This window comes from Kitasatospora sp. NPDC032757, assembly GCF_055579305.1.
This window is the reverse complement of the sequence record NZ_JBVINN010000005.1, coordinates 12,135-30,954: the sequence shown is the minus strand read 5'-3', so window position 1 is coordinate 30,954 and position 18,820 is coordinate 12,135. Positions and strand designations below refer to the sequence as shown.

Sequence of the window (18,820 nt, the reverse complement as noted above, 5' to 3'; positions counted from 1 at the left end):
CCAGTGGGGGTGGGAGGGGTGGACGAGGGGCACGGCGGACCGCCGTCCCCCCCCCCCCCCCCCCCCCCCCCCCCCCCCCCCCCCCCCGCGGCCGGCCCCACCCTCGGCGCGGGGCGGCTGCCGTTCCACGGGGAACATCAGGCCGGCATCGTCGAGCCGCAGCAGGCCCGGGTCCAGCTGGCCGCCTTCGACCTCGCCGGCGGGGCCGGCCGGGACGCCCTGCGGGCGCTGCTCCAGCGCTGGTCCCGGACGGCCGCCCGGCTGGCCGTCGGCGAGCCGGCCGACGAGTTCGAGAACCAGGTCGCGCTGGACGCCGGCCCCTGTTCGCTCACCCTCACCTTCGGCTTCGGCGCCACCCTGTTCGACAAGGCCGGGCTGGCCGACCGCCGCCCGGCCGCGCTGGAGCCGCTGCCCGCCTTCCCCGCGGACGCCCTCGACCCGGCCCGCGGCGACGGCGACCTCCTCGTCCAGATCTGCGCCGACGACGCGCTGGTCGCCGTCCACGCGCTGCGGGTGCTCCAGCGTCAGGCGGCCGGCACGGCGGCGCTGCGCTGGCAGGCGGCCGGTTTCGCCCGCACCCCCGGCGCCGCCACGCACCGGATCACCGGGCGCAACCTGATGGGCCAGATCGACGGCACCAACAACCCCAAGCCGAGCCAGGGCGACTTCGCCGCCAAGGTGTTCTGCACCGCCGGGGGCGACCAGCCCGCCTGGCTGGCGGGCGGCTCCTACCTGGTGTTCCGGCGGATCCGGATGCTGCTGGACAACTGGGAGGCGCTGCCGCTGGACCGCCAGGAGCGGGTGATCGGGCGGCGCAAGTCGGACGGCGCCCCGCTCTCGGCGGCCCCCGGCAGCAGCGAGTTCACCCCCGCCGACCTGACCGCGCAGGCCTCCGACGGCTCGCTGGCGATCCCGTCCGACGCGCACATCCGGGTCGCGGCGCCGGCCGCCAACGGCGGCGCGGCGATGCTGCGGCGCGGCTTCTCGTACCACGACGGCCTGCTGGCCGACGGTTCGCCGGACGCCGGGCTGCTCTTCCTCGCCTTCCAGGCCGACCCGCGCAAGGGCTTCACCCCGGTGCAGCGCAAGCTCTCCCGGGGCGACGGCCTCTCCCGCTTCCTGCGGCACGAGGCGAGCGGCCTGTACGCCGTCCCGCCGGGCGCGCCGGAGAACGGGTACGTGGGGCAGACGCTGCTGGAGTAGCGCCCGCCCACGGCCGGGACGAGCCACCGGGGGCGTGCCCGCGGAACCCCCGCCCGCCGACTCCGCCGGCCGGCTCCACCATCCGCCTCCCGGCCGCCCGCCGAGCGGCCGGGAGGCGGCGTGCACGCCCCGTGCACCCCGCCCCGCCCGGCACTTCCCACGGACCGGAACACCCCCGTGGGGAGCCTGCGAAATGGTTAAGGTGGCGTGCTCGGTAACCCTTTCGCATGGAGGCGCGGCATGTCGGCGACCCGCTACACCTACCTCGGCCCCGCGGGCACCTTCACCGAGGCCGCGCTGCGCACCCTGCCCGAGGCGGCGACCCGGGAGCTGGTCCCGCTGGCCTCGGTGCCGCTGGTGCTGGACGCGGTGCGCGGGGGCGAGGCCTCGGGCGGGTTCGTGCCGATCGAGAACTCCGTCGAGGGCGCCGTCACCGCGACCAACGACGAACTGGCCTCCGGCACCCCGCTGATGATCTACCGCGAGGTGCTGCTGCCGATCTCCTTCGCCCTGCTGGTCCGGCCCGGGACGGAGCTGGCCGGGATCAAGACCGTCACCAGCCACCCGGTGGCCCAGCCGCAGGTGCGCCGCTGGCTGGCCGCCAACCTGCCCGACGCGCAGTGGGAGTCCTCCGCCTCCAACGCCGACGGCGCCCGGCAGGTCGCCGAGGGGCGGTTCGACGGCGCGTTCGCGGGCGAGTTCGCGGCGCCGATCTACGGCCTGGACCCGCTGGTCAAGGACATCGCCGACGCGGCCAACGCGACCACCCGGTTCATCCTGGTCGGCCGGCCCGGCCGGGTCTCCTCGCCGACCGGCGCCGACAAGACCTCGATGGTCGTCTGGCTGCCGGACGACCACCCGGGTGCGCTGCTGGAGCTGCTCCAGGAGTTCGCGGTGCGCGGGGTCAACCTGATGCGGATCGAGTCCCGGCCGACCGGGGAGGGGCTCGGCAACTACTGCTTCCTCATCGACTGTGAGGGGCACCTCGCCGACCGGCGGGTGAGCGAGGCGCTGATGGGCCTCAAGCGGACCTGCCCGCAGGTGCGTTTCCTCGGCTCCTATCCGCGGGCCGACCAGCAGGTCTCCGAGCATCAGCGGCCGGGGACCTCGGACACCGATTTCACCGAGGCGGCCGACTGGCTCTCCCGCTGCCTCGACGGCCGCGGCGACATTTGAGGCCCCGGTGACATCTGACCGTCGGCTTTTGTCTTCCTGACCTTTTCCGACCGTTTTCGACCCCGCCCGGACGGCGGGAGGGGTGACCACACCCGCCGTCCGCCCGTCGTCCACAGGGGCCATCACCGCCGGAACCGGCTGTCCACAGGGCCGCCCGCTGTCCACAGCCCGAAGTTATCCACAGCCCTGGGGATGAGTCGACAAACCGGTATAGCCACTGCCCGTTTCGGTCGGATCAGCGGTTAGCGTCGCAGAGATGACTAATCGGACCAGAGTCACCCGTGTGCCAGCAAATCACCCGTCCGAGTGCTTCAATTCCCTCACCCGGGAAGGTCAAATGAGGTTTGAAACCTCAATTCCTCGGTTGCGCGCGCCGGCCGCCCCCGAGGCCCGACCATCCACAGCCCGCCGGGCCCGCCTGTGGATAACCCCCGGGGGCGGAGTTCCCCACAGAAGTTATCCACAGGCTCCGGTGAGTTATCCCCAGGGGAAAACCCGTACCGGTGGAAGGGCCCCCGCCCGGTAGGCTTGGGCCCGTGATTGACCTTCGCCTGCTCCGTGAGGACCCTGACCGAGTGCGCGCCTCGCAGCGCGTCCGTGGCGAGGACGTCGACCTGGTCGACGCCCTCCTCTCCGCCGACGAACGGCGCCGGTCCTCGGGCAGTCGCTTCGACGAACTGCGCAACGAGCAGAAGACGCTCGGCAAGCAGGTGGCCAAGGCCCAGGGCGAGGAGAAGACCGCCCTGCTCCAGCGCACCAAGGAGCTGGCCGCCGAGGTCAAGGCCGCCGACGCCGAGCAGGGCGCGGCCAAGGAGGAGGCCGAGCGCCTGCTCCGCTCGCTGGCGAACCTCATCGACCCGGCCGCCCCGGTCGGCGGCGAGGAGGACTTCGTCACGCTGGAGGAGATCGGCACCCCGCGCGACTTCGCCGCCGAGGGCTTCGAGCCCCGTGACCACGTCGAGCTGGGGCAGATCCTCGGCGCGATCGACACCGAGCGCGGTGCCAAGGTCGCCGGCGCGCGGTCCTACTACCTGACCGGTGTCGGCGCGCTGCTGGAGCTCGCCCTGGTCAACATGGCGATCGCCCAGGCCACCGCGGCCGGCTTCACCCCGATGATCACCCCGGCCCTGGTCCGCCCGGCCGCCATGGACGGCACCGGCTTCCTCGGCCAGGCCGCCGAGAACGTGTACTTCCTCCCGGAGGAGGAGCGCTACCTCGTCGGCACCAGCGAGGTCCCACTCGCGGCGTACCACATGGACGAGATCATCGACGCCGAGAAGCTGCCGCTGCGGTACGCCGGCTACTCGTCCTGCTTCCGCCGCGAGGCCGGCACCTACGGCAAGGACACCCGCGGCATCATCCGCGTCCACCAGTTCGAGAAGGTGGAGATGTTCGTCTTCACCTCGCCCGAGGACGCCGAGAACGAGCACCGCCGCCTGCTCCAGTGGGAGAAGGACTTCCTCAACGCCCTGGAGCTGCCCTACCGGGTGATCGACGTCGCCTCCGGCGACCTCGGCTCCTCGGCCGCGCGCAAGTTCGACATCGAGGCGTGGATCCCGACCCAGGGCAAGTACCGCGAGGTCACCTCGACCTCCAACACCACCGAGTACCAGTCCCGCCGGCTCTCCATCCGGATGCGCGAGGAGGGCAAGGTCCGCCCGCTGGCCACGCTGAACGGCACCCTGGTCGCCGTCCCGCGCACCATCGTGGCGATCCTGGAGAACCACCAGCAGGCCGACGGCTCGGTCGTCGTGCCGGAGGCGCTGCGGCCCTTCCTCGGCGGTCGCTCCGTCCTGCCGCCGGTCAAGTAGCCCCCGGCAGGACCGGCACCGCCGCAGCACCCGCACCACCTGCACCACCGCCCGAAAGCAACTCCCGGGAGACGCACGGCCCATGAGCAGCATCAGCCCCAGCCCCGTCTCCCTCGTCGACGGTGGCGGCCTGCCCTTCCGGCTGGTCGCCACCGACCTCGACGGCACCCTGCTGACCAGCGACGAGACCGTCTCCGCGCGGACCCGCGCCGCGCTGGCCACCGCCACCGGCGCCGGGGCGCTGCACATCATCGTCACCGGCCGCTCCGCCGCCTGGGCCCGGCCGGTCTTCGACGAGATCGGCTACCGCGGTATAGCGGTCTGCGGCCAGGGCGCCCAGGTCTACGACGCGGGCGCGCACAAACTGCTCACCTCGCTCACCCTGGACCGCCGGCTGGCCTCGGTGGCGATCGCCAGGATCGAGGCGGAGACCGGGCCGCTGGCCGTCGCCGCCAACCAGGACGGCCTGGACGGCGAGGTGCTGGCCGGCCCCGGCTACGAGCTGCTGATCGGCTCCGACCTGCCGGTGGTCCGGGTCGACAAGGACGAGCTGTTCACCGCCCCGCTCAGCAAGCTGTACGTGCAGCACCGCGGACTGACCGACGACGGCCTCGCCGAGGTCGCCCGCCGGGTGGCCGGCGACCTGGTCGGCGTCGTCATGGCGGGCGCCGGCATCGTCGAGCTGCTGCCGCTCGGACTCTCCAAGGCCACCGGGCTGGCCGTCGCCGCCCGCCGCCTCGGCGTGAAGGCCGCCGACACCATCGCCTTCGGGGACATGCCCAACGACGTGCCGATGTTCGGCTGGGCCGCGCACGGCGTCGCCATGGCCAACGCGCACGAGGAGCTGCTGGCGGTCGCCGACGAGGTCACCGTCAGCAACGACGAGGACGGCGTCGCGGCCGTCCTGGAGCGGCTCTACCCGGCGGGGTGAACCACGGGGGTCCGGCGGGGGCCGGGGCGGGGGCGGATCCGGTCACGAATTGTTCCGACGGCACCCGGATGCTGACCGTCACAGAAAGAGTTTGTATGCTCCGCTGAAGCTCCGCGTCTCCCGGTGCGGTGCTCCTGTGCGGTGCTCCCGGCGGACCCGGGCCGTGCCCCCGGACACGTACAGGATTGCTGCTTCCGCCGCTGAGAGGTACGCGCATGTCAGGCCAGTGGGACGAGAGCACGTCGGGGGCGGACGGGCGGCGGCGCGCCGAGAACGGCTCGCGCGGCGGCGGTTCCCCGCGCAGCGCCGGACCGCGCGGCGGCGGCTCCCAGAGCGCCGGCACGTCGCGTGGCGGCGTGCGCACCGAGCGGCCGGCCGAGACGGGCGGGCGCGTCCCCGCACCCCGGCCCGGCGGCCGGGCCGAGGCCCGGCGGGCGGCCCAGGCCAAGGGCGGCGGCCGCGGCAGGCCCGACGGCGGCCAGGGTGACGGCGGGCGGGCGGACGGCGCCCCGGCGGGCGGCCGCGCGGCCGCCCGCAACAGCCGGAAGCCGAAGCGGAACGTCAAGAAGATCGTGGCCTGGTCGGTGGCCGGCGCCCTGGTGGTGCTGGCGGGCACCGGCGGCGCGATCTACTACAAGCTGAACGGCAACATCAAGTCCTTCGACGCGGACGCCATCGCCACCGACCGCCCGCCGGAGGCGGTCGCCGACGCCAACGGCAACAAGCCGGTCAACGTCCTGCTGATCGGCTCCGACTCGCGCGCCGGGAACAACAGCGACCTCGGCGGCGGCAACGAGGACGGCGCCCGCTCGGACACCACGATCCTGTTGCACGTCTACGCCGACCACAAGCACGCGGTGGGCATCTCGATCCCCCGCGACGCCCTGGTCACCATCCCCCCGTGCAAGCTGCCGAACGGGAAGTGGACCAAGGAGCAGCCCGGGCAGATGTTCAACTCCGCCTTCTCGGTGGGCAACACCGAGACCGGCAACCCGGCCTGCACCCAGAACACCATCGAGAAGCTCACCGGCATCCGGGTCGACCACACCATCGAAGTGAACTTCGAGGGCTTCGCGGCGATGACCCAGGCCGTGGACGGTGTCGACGTCTGCCTGCCCAACGACATCTACGAGGGGAACATCAACCCCAATCTGGGCAAGAAGGGCAAGCTCGTCCTGCCCAAGGGCAAGCAGAAGGTCTCCGGCCAGAAGGCGCTGGACTACGTCCGGCTCCGGCACGGCATCGGTGACGACTCGGACGTCGGCCGGATGAAGCGCCAGCAGGCCTTCCTCGCCTCGATGATGGCCAAGGTCAAGGGCGAGGGTCTCAGCCCCACCACGCTGCTGCCGCTGGCCGACGCGGCCACCAAGTCGATGACGGTCGACCCCGGCCTGGACTCGGCCAAGAAGCTCATGGACTTCGCGCTGTCGATGAAGAACATCGACCTGCACGACGTCAAGTTCCTCACCACGCCGTGGCGCTACAACGGCCCCCGGATCGACCTGGTCCACCCGGCCGTCGACAACCTCTGGAAGACCCTGCTGGCCGACCGGACCATCGACGGCCAGGACGCCACCGGCAAGCAGGAGGACGCCCCGCAGACCCCGGCCGCCGCGCCCGAGACCACCCCGGCCGCGCCGCCCGCGCCCGCCGCCGTGGAGACCCCGGTCAAGGTCGCGGTCTACAACGGCACCACCGCGAACGGGCTGGCCGCCAAGGCCGCCGACACGCTGAAGGCCGCCAAGGTCACCGTCACCGGCGTCACCACCGCCAAGAACACCAACAAGGCGACCACCACGGTCGAGTACGGCAGCGGGCAGAAGGCCAACGCGGAGAAGGTCGCGGCGATGTTCCCGGGCGCCGCCCTGACCCCCACCTCGGCGGCCGGGATCAGCCTCGTCCTCGGCAAGGACTACGCGGCGGCCAACGCCACCACGGCCCCCGCCGCCGGCGCCGCCCCCAGCGCCCCGGCCCCGCTGCCCAGCGAGGTGGTCAACGAGGCCCGCTCGGCCGACGACGACATCTGCAGCAACGTCTCCTACGGGTAGGACGTACCCCGCGGACCGGGCCGGCTGACCCGGCCCGGTCCGCGGGGCACACCCTCACCGCCGCCGGCCCGCTCCGACCCGGGCGGCTCAGAGCGCCGCGCGGATCCAGCCGTCGACCAGGCCGGTGAGGTCCTCGCCGGCCTGGCCGTGCTCGACCACGTGGGTGCGGATCACGTCGCCGCCGCCGTGCCCGAAGAGGCCGCCGCGCTTGTCCGCCTCCAGCACCACCTCGACCTTGTGCGGGGTGGTGACGAAGCTGACCTCGAGCGAGTTGCAGGAGTGCGCGTACTGCGGCGCCGGGGAGAACTCGATCTCCTGGTAGAACGGCAGCGTCTGCCCGGTCCCGCGGATGTGGCCGGCCTCCAGGTCGGCCGAGCGGAACCCGAAGCCGAGCTGGAGCAGGGTGTCCAGGATCCGGCGCTGCACCGGCAGCGGCTCGACCTCCAGCGGGTCGGAGTCGCCCTTGTCGAGCGCGCCCGCGATGTCCACCTCGGTCCGAACGCCGAGCTGCATGCCGTGCAGGCGCTGGCCGGCGACGGTGGTCACCGGCGTCTCCCACGGCACCTGGACGGCGAACGGGATCGACCGGTTCTCCCCGGGCGCCAGCACCAGCGGGGCCGTCACCGAGAACCTCGCGAACGGGTAGAGCCCGGTGCTCTCCCCCTCCTCGTGCTCGATCTCCACCCGCGCGACCAGCGTCAGCGTGATCCCCCGGATGTCCGCCTCGACCGTCCCGCCGGTCAGCTCGACCGTCCCGTGCAGCGTGCCGCCGGGCTGCACCACCGGCGTGGTCAGAACGGTGTCGACGCCGGGACCGCCGACGCCCAGGGCACCGAGCAGCTTCTTGAACACCATGCGGGCGCTCTCCTCGTATAGGGGTGGACCGAAGTCGTCGGGAGCAACGCCGGGACGGCCCGGACGGTTCCCGGGCAGGTCGCGGGGCAGTTGTAGGATGACCGGGCAATCGGTTGTAGGATGACCGACGACCAGGACCTGAAGGGAGCTCCGCCATGACCGCAGCCGGCCACGGCCAGGACACGTTGCAGGCCGCCGGGCGGCGCTCCCTGGTGGACACCGCCATCGACCAGCTGCGCGAGCAGCTCGCGGCGGGGGCCTGGCCGGTCGGCTCGCGGATTCCGACCGAGCACGAACTGGCCGAGCGGCTGCGGGTCGGGCGGAACACGGTGCGGGAGGCGATCCGGGTGCTGGTGCACGCCGGCATGCTGGTCTCCCGGCAGGGCGAGGGCACCTTCGTGCGCAGCACCAGCGACCCGGCCTCCGTCCTGCGGGGCGTGCAGCGCTCCGGCGTACGGGACGTGCTGGAGGTCCGGGCGGCCCTGGAGGCGGAGGCGGCCCGGCTGGCCGCGCTGCGGCACACCCCCGAGGACATCGTCCGGATGCGGGCCGCGCTGGCCCGCGAGGCCGAGGTGATCGCGTCGCACCCCGAGCGGGCCGGCCGCGAGGCGACCGTCGAGCACGACCTGGAGTTCCACACCGCCGTCGTCGAGGCCGCGCACAACCCGGCGCTGGCCGAGGTGTACCGCTACTTCGGCGCCTCCGTGCGCGAGTCGATGCGCACGGCCTTCGGCGACCACGAGATGCCCGAGGTGGTCGTAGCCACCCACGAGGCGCTGGTGGACGCGATCGAGAGCGGCGACCCGGACCGCGCCGAGAGCGCGTGTCGCGCGCTGCTCGCCGAGCCGACCGCGGCCGTCGAGCAGCTCCTCGCGGCCATCGCGGCCCGGAAGTAAGCGGCACCCGCCCCTTCCGCCGTCCGCCTCCCCGGTTCCACGTCTCACGTTTCACGAAAGAGCAGCACGCCCCATGGCAGTCACCCGTGCCCCGCAGCCGGTTGTCACCACCTCCCCGCTCCCCGTCCGCAGCCGGCTGGCCCACCCCGCGCTGCTGCTGACCGGCATCCTGCTGGTCGCCCTCAACATGCGCGCCTGCCTCGCGGCGATCTCGCCGATGGTCGCCGAGATCCAGCGGACCTTCGGCCTCTCCGCCACCGCGAGCGGTCTGATCACCACCGTGCCGGTGCTCTTCCAGGGCGTCGGCGCCCCGCTCACCCCCCGGCTGACCAGGCGGTTCGGCACCGAGCGGGTGGTACTCGGCGCGGTGCTGGTGCTCGGTGCGGGCGTGCTGGTGCGGGTGCTGCCCTCGGTGGCGGCGCTGTACGCGGGGTGCGTGGTGATCGGCGTGGCGATCGCGGTGCTGAACGTCTCGATGCCGGGCCTGGTGAAGCGCGAGTTCCCGGGCCGGGCGGCGGCCATGACCGGCGTCTACTCGACCACCATGCTGGTCGGCGCGACGCTGGCGGCCGGGACGTCGGTGCCGCTGGAGCACGCCCTCGGCGGCGGCTGGCAGGCCTCGCTGGGCGCCTGGTCGCTGCTGGCGCTGGTCGCCGCGGTGGCCTGGCTGCCGCAGGTGCTGCGCACCGCGAACGGGCGCAGGGGCACGGCGCCGGCGTCGTCCTCGGCATCGGCGTCCGCGACGGCGAAGGCCTCGGAGCAGGGGCGCCCGGCGGCGGGCCCGGCGGCCGCAGCCAGCATCTGGCGCACCCCGATGGCCTGGCAGATCAGCCTCTTCATGGGCATCTCGTCGCTGCTCGTCTACACCCTGGTGGCGTGGATGCCGACCATCCTGGCCGACCACGGGATGGACCGCGGGGAGGCCGGCCTGGTCTTCGCCTTCTCCAACCTGGTCCAGGTGGCCGGTGCCTTCCTGGTGCCGCTGCTGGCCGGCCGGATGACCCGGCAGCGGGGGCTGGCGGTGGCGATGGCCGCGCTGAACGCGCTCGGCATCGCCGTCCTGCTGATCGCACCGGTGCCCGGCGCCTGGGTGTCGGCCACCATCCTGGGCGTCGCCCAGGGCGGTTCGCTGGGCCTCGGCCTCGCCTTCATCGTGCTGCGCACCGACAGCGCCGCCGGCGCCGCCCGGCTGGGCGGAATGTCGCAGGCGGTCGGCTACCTGGTGGCGGCGGCCGGGCCGGTCGGCGCCGGGGCGCTGCACCAGCTGACCGGCGACTGGACCACCCCGCTGGCACTGATGCTGGTGCTGGCCGCCGTCGTCGGCGTGGCCGGCTGGGGCGCCGGGCGCAACCGGACGCTCTGAGGCCCCGGCCGCGCCCTGCCGCCGCGGGCTACTCCTCGGCGGCCAGGGTCAGCCCGGCCAGCTTCACCGAGGCCAGCACCGTCGCCGCCACCGTGAGCACCAGCAGCATCGGCACCGCCACGCCGAGCCCGACCGGTGCGGTGACGGCGCCGTCCGCGGCCACCGCCTTGGCCAGCGACAGCCCCCACTGCTGGACGCTCAGCGTCCGGGCGCCCTCGACGAAGTTGCCGATCAGGGACTCCCAGATCAGCGCGTAGGCCAGCCCGGCCACCACCGCGTGCCGGGTGACGACGCCGAGCAGCAGGAACAGCGCGCTGTACGCGGCCCCGGCCACCAGCGTGGCGACGGTGTAGCCGAGCGCCAGCCCGTCCTCGGTGCCGTACATCAGCAGGCCGGCGAGCAGCGTCGGGATCGCCGCGAACGCCCAGGTGGTGCCGACCGCGACCACCAGCTTGGTGGTGATGATCTTCCAGCGGGGCAGCGGCTTGGCGAGCAGGTAGACGATCGAGCCGTCGTCGATCTCGGTGGCGATGGCGCCGGTGCCGACGACCAGGCCGAGGATCGGCAGCAGCGTGCCGAGGCCCAGCCGGCCGAGGATCGTGACGGTCAGGTCGTGCTTGTCCCCGCTGGATCCGCTGGCGATCGCCGAGACGAGCAGCAGCAGGGCGGGGACCACCAGCAGCAGGACGCCGCGGCGGCGGCCCAGCAGGCCGCGCAGCGTCAGCCTGGCGACGGTCGGGTTCATGGTGTGGTCGGCCTTCCTGGGGTCCGGTTCCGGGTGGGTGCTACGCGTCCGCGCCCTCGGGCGCCGGGGGTCGTCCGTCGGACGGCCCCTAGGCGGAGACGAGGTACGAGAAGACGCTCTCCAGCGACTCGTCCGCCGGTGCGACGGTGTACAGCCGGATGCCGGCCTGCTGGGCGACCTTCGGCAGCAGGGTGGTGAAGCCCTGGAAGTTGACCGCCTGGACGCGCAGTGCCTTCTCCTGCCGGTCCAGCTCGATCCCGGCCGTCGACGGGTCGGCGATCAGGGCGGCCGCGAGCCGCCGGTCGTCGCTGGAGCGGACCAGGTAGCGGTGCGGGCGGTCGGTCATCAGCCGGCGGATCTTCCGGAAGTCCCCCGAGGCGGCGTGCCGGCCGGCCACCACGACCTCGATGTGCCGTGCCAGCTGCTCGACCTCCTCCAGGATGTGCGAGGAGAAGAGCACCGTCCGGCCGTCGGCGCCGAAGCGGCGCAGCAGCTCCATCAGCTGGAGCCGCTGGCGCGGGTCCATGCCGTTGAACGGCTCGTCGAGCAGCAGCACGGACGGGTCGTGGACCAGCGCGGACGCCATCTTGACGCGCTGCTTCATGCCCTTGGAGTAGGTGCCGGTCCGCCGCTCCTGGGCGTACTCCATCTCGACCAGGGCCAGCGCGCGCCCGGCGGCGGCGCCCGGGTCGGCGAGGCCGTGCAGTTCGGCGTTGGCGAGGACGAACTCCCAGCCGGTCAGGTAGTCGTACATTGACTCGCGTTCGGGGACCAGCCCGATCTGCCGGTACACCTGCTGGTTGCGCCAGATCGGCGCGCCGTCCAGGGTGACCGCCCCGGCGGAGGGGGCGAGGAAGCCGCTCATCATGTGGATGAGGGTGGACTTCCCCGCGCCGTTCGGCCCGAGCAGACCGGTGATGCCGGGACCGATCGCCATGCTGACGTCGTTGACGGCGACCACGTTGCCGAACCAGCGCGAGACCTTGTCGATGGTGATGGTGGCCATGACGCCCTCCCAGATCCTGCGGTTGTCAGATGCGGTGGTAGCGGCGCAGCAGCAGCGCGTACGAGCCGGCCACCATCGCGACGGCGGCGGCGGCGAAGACGACCACGCCCAGGGCGCCGGGGGCGTGCATCCGGCCCGGGTCCTTCCCGAGGTCGAAGAGCTGGTTGACCAGGCTCTCCACCAGGCCGCCGGGCGAGAGCAGCGCCACCCACTGCGCGGAGTCCGGCACGATGAGCGAGGGGCCGCTGCTGATGCCCACGACGATCCCGACCACTGCGGTGGAGACCGCCAGGTACCCCATGATCGCGGCCACCCCGAAACCGCGGCGCGGCGTGGCGGCGGCGATCACCAGCGCCACCGAGGTCGGCACCACCGCGTAGAGCACCGCCGCGACCAGGCCGTACAGGAAGTGCGCGCTCTGGTGACCGAAGCTCATCCCCGCGAGCAGCGCGCCGACGTAGAGGACCAGCAGCGGGGCGGCCATCAGCAGCAGCTGGGCCGTGGCCATCGCGGCGAACTTGGCCCGGACGTAGTCGGCCCGGGTGATCGGGCGGGAGAAGTAGAGCGGGACGGTCTGGTGGCGGAGGTCCCGGGAGAGCAGGACGGGCGCCTGCGAGGCGAGGAAGATCGAGACGACCAGACCGAACATCCCCAGGTACTCGGGGTAGTCGACCGGCAGGTCGCTCTGGTTCTGCATCAGCGCGAAGGCCACCATGAACACGGCGGGCACGGTGATCGCGCCGAGCACGACCATCGGCAGCACCTTGGACTTGCCGGAGCGCCCGAGCCCGTACGCGGCGCGCAGGCTCTGGCTGAACAGCGAGCGGGTGGCGTACGCCCGGCCCAGCCGGGGGCCGGTGTAGCCGCGGTAGCCGATGTCGTGGATGACGCCGGTGTCGGCGGGCCCGGTCTCAGGAGGCAGCGACATCTGCGGTACCTCCCTCTGCTGCGGCGGTGTCGGTGTCGGTGTCGGTGAACAGCTCGGCGACCCGGTGGCGGCGCTGCTCCAGCCGGACCAGCCCCAGGCCGAGGTCGGCGACGGCGTCGCGGATGGCGTCGTACGTCTCGTCACCCGTGAGCCGGACCAGCAGGAGCCGGGGGCCGTCCGTCTCCGCCGCGTGCCCGGCGGCGGCCAGCCGCTCCCGGACCGCCGCGCTCGCGTCGAGGGTGTGGTCGGACGGGAGGTCCGTCACCTCGACGGCGAGGGTCGCCGTGGCGCCGGTGAAGGAGGCGGTGGACGAGGACCGCAGCAGCTTGCCGCCGTCGATCACCACCAGGTGGTCGCAGGTCCGTTCCAGCTCGCCGAGCAGGTGGGTGGTGACCAGCACCGAGATGCCGAAGTCGGTGTACACCCGGCGGATCAGCGCCAGCATGTCGTCCCGGCCGACCGGGTCGAGACCGTTGGTGGGCTCGTCCAGCAGCACCAGCTTCGGGTCGTGCACCAGCGCCTGCGCCAGCTTCACCCGCTGCTTCATGCCGGTCGAGTACCCGCCCATCGGCCGGTACCGCTCCTCGTAGAGCCCGACGTGCCGCAGCGTGTCGGCCGTGCGTTCCCGCGCGGACGCCGCCGGCAGCCCGGCCATCCGCGCCATGTGCACCACGAACTCGGTGGCCGAGACGTCCGGTGGCAGGCAGTCGTGCTCCGGCATGTAGCCGACGCGCTCGCGGATCTCCGACCCCTGCGTGGCGATGTCCAGTCCGAGGACCTGCCCCGTACCCGACGTTGCCGGGGCCAGCCCGAGCAGGATCTTGATGAGTGTGGACTTGCCCGCGCCGTTCGCCCCGACCAGGCCGACCACCCCGGGCTCCACCTCAACGGTGAGCCGATCGAGGGCGGTGACCCGGGGGAACCTCTTGGTGAGGCCGTCCGTCTTGATGACAGTGGACACGTTCCACACCGTAGTGTGCTCACCGCGTGCAGGTCATGAGCTGGAATGACGACGCTCCCTGCTGCTGCGGTATGACCTTTCCCCACCTGTCCCCTAGGGGTCGGCAGTGACGATCTCCGCTTGTACTCTTGTCGGAATCTTTACGGGGGCGTTCGGGCCAACTTGCCCGACCGGGACGGAAGTGGACTGATGACGGATCGCGCGACCGAGTTCGACCGGATGATGAATCCCTGGGCGTACGACGCCAACGGCAATCTGACGGCAAAGGCCCAGCACCAGGAGACCGCCCGCACGCGGCTCAACTCGAGCAACGCCCCGGGTGACGGCGGCGGCACGGTCGGCGTCGACCCGGCCGCGCTGGACGCCGCCGCCGGCTCGTCCGACGAGATCCACGGACGGGTGAACGGCGACGGCCGGGCCGCCGACGACGAGACCTCCAAGGTGTCCACCTCGCTGGCCAACTGGAGCACCGGCAAGGCCGCCGCGCAGACCGCGTCCACCTGGGACCAGCAGATCGCCGCGCTCAACTCCACCATCGGCGAGATCACCCAGGCACTGCGGCAGAGCGCCACGAACTACCGGAACAACGACACGGCCGTCAAGCACGACATGGGCGCCTGAGGGGTACGGACAGATGGTCGACTTCCACGAACTGAGCACCGCAAAGCTGGACTCCCTCGGCGAGGCCGCCACCGCCTGGGAGGACGTGGTCAAGAAACTCCAGGCCATGGACCGTGACTGGGACAGCGCGGTGGTCGGCAAGGTCAACTCCGCCAACTGGAGCGGCCCCTCGGCCGACCAGGCCCGGCCCAAGATCCAGCGCGTCAACGAGCAGATCACCGCCGCCGTCACCCAGGCCACCGCCATCGCCACGGTCTTCAAGGACGCCGGCAACGACTTCCGGGCCGCCAAGGCCAAGCTGGACAAGGCCGTCGCCGACGCCAAGGGCGCCGGACTGACCGTCACCGCCGACGGCACCGTCAGCTGGCCGCCGGCCGACAACGCCACCCGGCACGACCCGGAGGCCAGCCGGGCCTACAACGACGAGTACCACACCAAGGCCGAGGTGTCGCGCAAGGCCATCGACTCGGCCGTCCAGGAGGCCACCGAGGCCGACGAGCGGGCCGCCTGGGCACTGCGCTCCGACAGCACCACCGACGAGCTGAAGTCCTTCAACGCCAAGGCCGTCGGCGCCGGCCCGGACGCGGACGGGATCCGCGCCGCCCAGCTCGCGGCCAAGGGCGGCAAGATCTCGGACGCCGAACTCACCGAGCTCAACTCGCTGTTGGCGGCCAACCAGAACGATCCGATCTTCTCCACCCGGTTCTACCAGGACCTCGGGCCCAAGGGGACGCTCCAGGCCTGGAACAACATGGTCGGCGACGAGTCGCAGTTCAACGGCGCCAGCGACGCCCGCTGGAAGCAGTACCAGGAGCTGCAGAAGAACCTCGGGCTCAACCTGGCCACCGCCACCCGCACCACCAACGTGCCCCACCTGCCCGACCAGTGGGCCGCCGACCTGCGCAAGGCCGGTGCGGAGCCGCTCTGGGACAAGCCCTACCGGCAGAGCGGCCTGGACTACGCCCCCTACGGCTACCAGGTGCTGTCCGGCATCCTGCGCACCGGTGACTACGACCCGCACTTCCTCAACCCCATCGCCGAGCACGTCACCCAGCTCGACACCGACGAGAAGTACTGGCCGGCACCGGTCTACGGCCCGCGCAGCGACCGGCGCGGCTACAACCTGCTGGGCCAGGACGGCGGTTCGGGCTTCGAGCCGACCACGGCGATCCTGGAGGCCCTGGGCCACAGCCCGGAGGCGGCCACCAAGTTCTTCCACGACGCGCCGACCGCCTACAACACCGACGGCACCGTCAACCCGAACGGCAAGGTCAAGCCGGCGGACTACCTCAACTACTTCACGCACGACAAGGAGTACACGCCGGACACCGTCTCGCAGAAGAACGACCTGCGCCAGGCCGGCATGAAGAGCGGCCCGGACGCGCTCGGCCACGCGCTGGAGGCGGCCACCACCGGCCGGCCCTACGACGACCACTCCGGCACGCCGGTCAAGCACACCGCCGACCAGGCCGACGTCATGAACAAGGTCGTCCAGACCTTCGGCACCCACGGCAACGGCGGCGTCCTCGACGAGGTCAAGGGCGAGGACGGCAAGTTCGCCCCGCTGCGGGACAGCCTCGGGCACATGTCCGCCGACTACATCGGCGACGTCCAGCGGGCACTCTCCCCGCACAAGGACGACCTGCCGGTGAACGGCGCCGCGGCCAACCTCAAGGAGGCCCCGGTCCGCGGCCTGCTGGACGCGCTCGGCCGCGACCCGGACGCCTACGGCGCGGTGGCCAACGCCAACCAGGCCTACTCCACGGCACTGGTCCGCGGCCACATCGAGAACGGGGCCGACTTCGCCCGGCTCGAGTCCGACATCGACTCCACCTCACGGGCCGGCGGCGTCATCAGCGGCATCCTCAACGAGGCCCGGATCAACGAGGTCCACCAGGAACACGCCACCTCCGACAAGGAGTACAACGAGGCCCTGGAGAAGAACGCCGGCTACGCCCAGACGGCCTTCACCACCACCATCGGCGCCGTCACCGAGAAGGTGCCGATCGCGGGCGAGGCCGCCAACTTCCTGGTCGAGCAGATCACCGACAGCGTGGTCGAGGCCAACCAGCGGGACACCACCGAGGACGGCAACCAGGAGGGGCGCGACTTCGTCGCCGAAGGCCGGGAGGGCACGGCACTCGGCGCCAAGCAGGCCGTCATCGATGCCGCCAACGGCACCAAGCTCAGCCCCGAGGACGTCCGCCGGCTGGCCGACAGCGCCGGCGACCGGGCCCTCGACGGATACACCGACGGCTCCGGCGGCAGCCAGAGCTCCAACGCGAAGGTCTCCGGATGATGAGGGCAGCACGCCGGACGGCGGGAGCCGCGATCGCGCTGTCCGCCGTCCTCGGCCTGGCCGGGTGCGGCAGCGACGGCTCCGGAAAGGCCTCCGCCGAGAGCACGGCGTGCGACGGCGTGGTCCGCACCGACCGCGCCGGCGCGCTGCTCGACGAGGGCGCCGCCCCGGCGTTCAAGCTCGACAAGCAGCTCGACGCCGCCCAGCAGCCCGGGCTCCAGCTGCTGGACTGCACGGCCGAGGCCAAGCAGGGCATCGGACTCAGCGTCCGGCTGACCGGCAGCGAGACGCCCGGTGGCGGCCTCAAGCCGCCCGCCCCGCCGGCCGGCGAGCCGGTGTACTCGCTCGGCTTCGGCGACCACAGCACGGTCACCCGCTGGGGCGCCCGGCTGACGTTCCGGTGCGACGGCACGTACGCGAAGTCGGGCAAGTCGCTCTACTTCACCGTCCAGGCCGCCCCGTACCAGGCCTCGGGCCCGGCACCGCAGTCGCCCGCGGCACGGTGGACCGCCGAGGCCTGGGCCAGGCTCGCCACCGACAGCGCGCAACGGGCGGCCGGCGGTCTGCTCGGCTGCTCGGCGCCGGTCGCCTGGCCGAGCGGGGAGCCGGTGCTCTCGCCGGCCACCACCGCGCCGGACCCGTCCGGGACCTCCGGGTGACCGGAAGACCCCCCGGCGCCGCTGCCGCCGACCCGCGGCTGCGGCGCCGTCTGCTGCTCGGCGCCCTCGGCGTGGCCGTCGTGGGCGCCGGGTCGGTCGGCTACCTGGACTGGAGCCGGCACCGGCCGGCCGAACCGGCCGGGCGGGCCGCGACGCTGTGCGACCTGCCCACCGGGGCCGGGACACCGCTCGGGCGGCTGCTGCCGGACGGCGGCCAGGAGACCGAGGAACGCGCGTTCCGCTGGGTGCTCTCCACCGAGCCGAAGGGCTGCTCCGTCCGGGTGGACGGCCGGGTGGCGCTGACCGTCCGGGCCGCCGTGCACGACGGCACCGTGGAGCAGCTTCCGGTCGGGAGCGCCCGGCCGGACGAGGTGAAGAGCTTCGACGCCGGCTCCCGCTCCGCCTCCTGGCCCTCCGGCGCGGCCGTGGCCGACTACTGCCCCGGGAAGCAACTGCCGATCCGGCACGTGGTGGTGGAGGTCACCCCGGGCGAGGCGGCGCGGACCGGGCAGCCGGACAGCGACCGGGCGGACTTCGAGGCCGTCGCCCGGGACCTGCTCGGCGCCTACCAGAAGGCGGTGTGCGCGTGAGGACGACCCGTACCGGCGCGCGGCAGGCCGGAGCCGCCGCCGGCGTCCTGGTCCTGCTCGGGGGCGGCCTGGCCGGCTGGCACGCGTACCTCGACGCCGCGACGGACCACCCGCCCGCGGTGTCGCTGACCCACGGCGAGTGCCGGGGAGCCCTCGCGGACGAGCGGGTCGGCCGGCTGCTCGGCCCGGCCCGCACGGTGCGGGTGGAGAGCGACTACTGGCCGGCGCAGGACGGCCGGCCGCCGCGGCTCCGCTGCTTCGCCGCCGGGCGGGGCGAGCACGCGCTCTCCTTCGAGGTCGAGGCGGCGCGGTCGGCCGACGACCGCGCCGACGCCGCCGCGCGGGCGCTCCCGAACGGGGCCCGCAGGTTCGACAACGGCGGGGCCGACCACCGCACGGGCGTGCTCCGGTTCGACTGCGTGGTCAAGACGCCGGGGACGGGGGAGGAGCGCACCGCCTACTACCTGGCCACGGTGAAGGCCGGCCCGCGGAACAAGCCGCCGGCCACCGGGCCCGGTGCGGAGACGATGGCCGAACTGGCCGTCGTGCTCAGCCGGCAGACGGCGGAGCAGGTCCTGGGCTGCACCGGCGCGGTCGACTGGCCGGCCACTCCGGTGCAGTTCGCGTAGCGGACCGGCGCTTCCGGGTGGGCGGCTCGATCGGGTGAGCAACACCTTGGGGTGAGCAACACCTTGGGGTGAGCGGCACTTTCGGGTGACGCCCTGGGG

Annotated in this window: 17 protein-coding genes; 12 read left to right on the top strand and 5 right to left on the bottom strand. The window is 73.0% G+C overall.

Annotated features, from left to right (window positions below; all coding sequences use genetic code 11):
* The 5 genes from efeB to ACZ5WK_RS09815 form a co-directional block, all read left to right on the top strand.
* Positions 1 to 1,203, top strand: a 1,203-nt coding sequence (gene efeB / locus ACZ5WK_RS09835) for an iron uptake transporter deferrochelatase/peroxidase subunit (protein WP_465546661.1), incomplete at its 5' end; no start/stop codon positions are given.
* 240 nt (positions 1,204 to 1,443) lie between these two features.
* Positions 1,444 to 2,379, top strand: a complete 936-nt coding sequence (gene pheA, locus ACZ5WK_RS09830) for a prephenate dehydratase (protein WP_465546659.1) — start codon at positions 1,444 to 1,446, stop codon at positions 2,377 to 2,379.
* A gap of 536 nt (positions 2,380 to 2,915) precedes the next feature.
* Positions 2,916 to 4,190, top strand: coding sequence for a serine--tRNA ligase (serS, locus tag ACZ5WK_RS09825; protein ID WP_465546657.1), 1,275 nt, complete (start codon positions 2,916 to 2,918; stop codon positions 4,188 to 4,190).
* A gap of 82 nt (positions 4,191 to 4,272) precedes the next feature.
* Positions 4,273 to 5,121 (top strand): HAD family hydrolase, encoded by an 849-nt coding sequence (locus ACZ5WK_RS09820; RefSeq protein WP_465546655.1) that lies wholly within the window; start codon positions 4,273 to 4,275, stop codon positions 5,119 to 5,121.
* 215 nt (positions 5,122 to 5,336) lie between these two features.
* On the top strand, positions 5,337 to 7,169 hold the full coding sequence (locus tag ACZ5WK_RS09815; protein ID WP_465546653.1) for an LCP family protein: 1,833 nt from the start codon (positions 5,337 to 5,339) through the stop codon (positions 7,167 to 7,169).
* An 87-nt stretch (positions 7,170 to 7,256) separates the two neighbouring features.
* Here the strand turns inward: ACZ5WK_RS09815 and ACZ5WK_RS09810 are convergent, their stop codons facing one another.
* On the bottom strand, positions 7,257 to 8,024 hold the full coding sequence (locus tag ACZ5WK_RS09810; protein ID WP_465546651.1) for a sporulation protein: 768 nt from the start codon (positions 8,022 to 8,024) through the stop codon (positions 7,257 to 7,259).
* 155 nt (positions 8,025 to 8,179) lie between these two features.
* On the opposite strand from ACZ5WK_RS09810, the gene ACZ5WK_RS09805 reads away from it, so the two are divergent.
* Positions 8,180 to 8,920: a FadR/GntR family transcriptional regulator gene (locus ACZ5WK_RS09805; protein ID WP_465546649.1), complete on the top strand. Its 741-nt coding sequence runs from the start codon at positions 8,180 to 8,182 to the stop codon at positions 8,918 to 8,920.
* Positions 8,921 to 8,993: 73 nt separating this feature from the next.
* Entirely contained in the window at positions 8,994 to 10,283 is a 1,290-nt protein-coding gene (locus ACZ5WK_RS09800) for a CynX/NimT family MFS transporter (RefSeq protein ID WP_465546647.1), read from the top strand.
* 28 nt (positions 10,284 to 10,311) lie between these two features.
* Here the strand turns inward: ACZ5WK_RS09800 and ACZ5WK_RS09795 are convergent, their stop codons facing one another.
* The 4 genes from ACZ5WK_RS09795 to ACZ5WK_RS09780 form a co-directional block, all read right to left on the bottom strand.
* The gene (locus tag ACZ5WK_RS09795; protein ID WP_465546645.1) at positions 10,312 to 11,028 is read right to left on the bottom strand and encodes an ABC transporter permease; all 717 of its coding nucleotides are present in this window, start codon (positions 11,026 to 11,028) and stop codon (positions 10,312 to 10,314) included.
* A gap of 88 nt (positions 11,029 to 11,116) precedes the next feature.
* Positions 11,117 to 12,034: an ABC transporter ATP-binding protein gene (locus ACZ5WK_RS09790; RefSeq protein ID WP_465546644.1), complete on the bottom strand. Its 918-nt coding sequence runs from the start codon at positions 12,032 to 12,034 to the stop codon at positions 11,117 to 11,119.
* Positions 12,035 to 12,059: 25 nt separating this feature from the next.
* On the bottom strand, positions 12,060 to 12,962 hold the full coding sequence (locus tag ACZ5WK_RS09785; RefSeq protein WP_465546642.1) for an ABC transporter permease: 903 nt from the start codon (positions 12,960 to 12,962) through the stop codon (positions 12,060 to 12,062).
* Positions 12,946 to 13,923: an ABC transporter ATP-binding protein gene (locus tag ACZ5WK_RS09780; protein ID WP_465546641.1), complete on the bottom strand. Its 978-nt coding sequence runs from the start codon at positions 13,921 to 13,923 to the stop codon at positions 12,946 to 12,948. Before ACZ5WK_RS09780 ends, ACZ5WK_RS09785 begins: the two co-directional genes overlap by 17 nt.
* 189 nt (positions 13,924 to 14,112) lie before the next feature.
* On the opposite strand from ACZ5WK_RS09780, the gene ACZ5WK_RS09775 reads away from it, so the two are divergent.
* Genes ACZ5WK_RS09775 through ACZ5WK_RS09755 form a run of 5 tightly spaced genes read left to right on the top strand, consistent with a single transcriptional unit; the run spans position 14,113 to position 18,721 of the window.
* A complete protein-coding gene (locus ACZ5WK_RS09775) occupies positions 14,113 to 14,544 on the top strand; it encodes a WXG100 family type VII secretion target (RefSeq protein ID WP_396322833.1) in 432 nt (143 codons plus the stop codon).
* 13 nt (positions 14,545 to 14,557) lie between these two features.
* Positions 14,558 to 16,843 (top strand): hypothetical protein, encoded by a 2,286-nt coding sequence (locus ACZ5WK_RS09770; RefSeq protein WP_465546640.1) that lies wholly within the window; start codon positions 14,558 to 14,560, stop codon positions 16,841 to 16,843.
* Positions 16,840 to 17,502, top strand: coding sequence for a hypothetical protein (locus ACZ5WK_RS09765; protein WP_465546639.1), 663 nt, complete (start codon positions 16,840 to 16,842; stop codon positions 17,500 to 17,502). The genes ACZ5WK_RS09770 and ACZ5WK_RS09765 overlap by 4 nt, the downstream gene beginning before the upstream one ends.
* The gene (locus tag ACZ5WK_RS09760; RefSeq protein ID WP_465546638.1) at positions 17,499 to 18,092 is read left to right on the top strand and encodes a hypothetical protein; all 594 of its coding nucleotides are present in this window, start codon (positions 17,499 to 17,501) and stop codon (positions 18,090 to 18,092) included. The genes ACZ5WK_RS09765 and ACZ5WK_RS09760 overlap by 4 nt, the downstream gene beginning before the upstream one ends.
* Positions 18,089 to 18,721, top strand: a complete 633-nt coding sequence (locus ACZ5WK_RS09755) for a hypothetical protein (protein WP_465546636.1) — start codon at positions 18,089 to 18,091, stop codon at positions 18,719 to 18,721. Before ACZ5WK_RS09760 ends, ACZ5WK_RS09755 begins: the two co-directional genes overlap by 4 nt.
* Positions 18,722 to 18,820 lie beyond the last annotated feature (99 nt).

Coding starts and splice junctions, on each gene's coding strand:
- ACZ5WK_RS09790 (WP_465546644.1), bottom strand. CDS start 12,034: ATGGCCACCATCACCATCGACAAGGTCTCGCGCTGGTTCGGCAACGTG.
- ACZ5WK_RS09800 (WP_465546647.1), top strand. CDS start 8,994: ATGGCAGTCACCCGTGCCCCGCAGCCGGTTGTCACCACCTCCCCGCTC.
- ACZ5WK_RS09820 (WP_465546655.1), top strand. CDS start 4,273: ATGAGCAGCATCAGCCCCAGCCCCGTCTCCCTCGTCGACGGTGGCGGC.
- ACZ5WK_RS09810 (WP_465546651.1), bottom strand. CDS start 8,024: ATGGTGTTCAAGAAGCTGCTCGGTGCCCTGGGCGTCGGCGGTCCCGGC.
- ACZ5WK_RS09785 (WP_465546642.1), bottom strand. CDS start 12,962: ATGTCGCTGCCTCCTGAGACCGGGCCCGCCGACACCGGCGTCATCCAC.
- ACZ5WK_RS09815 (WP_465546653.1), top strand. CDS start 5,337: ATGTCAGGCCAGTGGGACGAGAGCACGTCGGGGGCGGACGGGCGGCGG.
- ACZ5WK_RS09795 (WP_465546645.1), bottom strand. CDS start 11,028: ATGAACCCGACCGTCGCCAGGCTGACGCTGCGCGGCCTGCTGGGCCGC.
- ACZ5WK_RS09770 (WP_465546640.1), top strand. CDS start 14,558: ATGGTCGACTTCCACGAACTGAGCACCGCAAAGCTGGACTCCCTCGGC.
- ACZ5WK_RS09775 (WP_396322833.1), top strand. CDS start 14,113: ATGACGGATCGCGCGACCGAGTTCGACCGGATGATGAATCCCTGGGCG.
- ACZ5WK_RS09765 (WP_465546639.1), top strand. CDS start 16,840: ATGATGAGGGCAGCACGCCGGACGGCGGGAGCCGCGATCGCGCTGTCC.
- ACZ5WK_RS09805 (WP_465546649.1), top strand. CDS start 8,180: ATGACCGCAGCCGGCCACGGCCAGGACACGTTGCAGGCCGCCGGGCGG.
- pheA (WP_465546659.1), top strand. CDS start 1,444: ATGTCGGCGACCCGCTACACCTACCTCGGCCCCGCGGGCACCTTCACC.